The following is a 697-nucleotide window of genomic DNA, read 5'->3' as shown; positions in this document are numbered from 1 at the left end:
GGGCTCCGGAGGCGGGTCGTGCGGTGGATCGTGCGGTGGGTCAGCCGCGCACGATGGCGAGCACCGCGTCGCGCAGTTCGGCCATCCGCGCCGGGTCCTTGGCCTCAACGTTCAGGCGCAGCAGCGGCTCGGTGTTGGAGGCGCGCAGGTTGAACCACCAGTCGTCGCCGGCGATGGTCAGGCCGTCCAGCTCGTCGACCTTGACGCCCTCCTGCGAGCCGTAGGCGGCGCGCACCTCGGCGGCCTTGCCGGCCTGGTCGGCGACCTCGCTGTTGATCTCGCCGGAGGCCGCGTAGCGGTCGTACTCGGCGGTCAGCGCGGAGAGCGTGCCGGCCTGGCCGCCGAGCGCGGCGAGCACGTGCAGGGCCGCGAGCATGCCGGTGTCGGCGCGCCAGAAGTCGCGGAAGTAGTAGTGCGCGGAGTGCTCGCCGCCGAAGATCGCGTCGGTCTCGGCCATCTCCTGCTTGATGAAGGAGTGGCCGACCCGGGTGCGGACCGCCTTGCCACCGTGCTCGGCGACGACCTCGGGAACGGTCCAGGAGGTGATCAGGTTGTGGATGATCGTGGCGTTCGGCTCGCCGGCCGCGCGCGCCCGGGCCAGCTCGCGCACGGCGACCAGGGCGGTGATGGCGGAGGGCGAGACCGGCTCGCCGCGCTCGTCGATGACGAAGCAGCGGTCCGCGTCGCCGTCGAAGGC

Annotated in this window: 1 protein-coding gene; it reads right to left on the bottom strand. The window is 72.7% G+C overall.

Features of this window, described 5'->3' with window-relative positions; genetic code table 11:
- Window positions 1–40 precede the first annotated feature (40 nt).
- A partial coding sequence (locus tag ABD323_RS42955; protein ID WP_486327182.1) for a phosphohexomutase domain-containing protein occupies window positions 41–697 on the bottom strand: 657 nt, incomplete at its 5' end.

The organism is Kitasatospora nipponensis (genome assembly GCF_039528135.1).
GTDB lineage: Bacteria > Actinomycetota > Actinomycetes > Streptomycetales > Streptomycetaceae > Kitasatospora > Kitasatospora nipponensis.
Note: the sequence above shows the minus strand (reverse complement) of the source record. Positions and strands in the feature narration are given on the sequence as shown.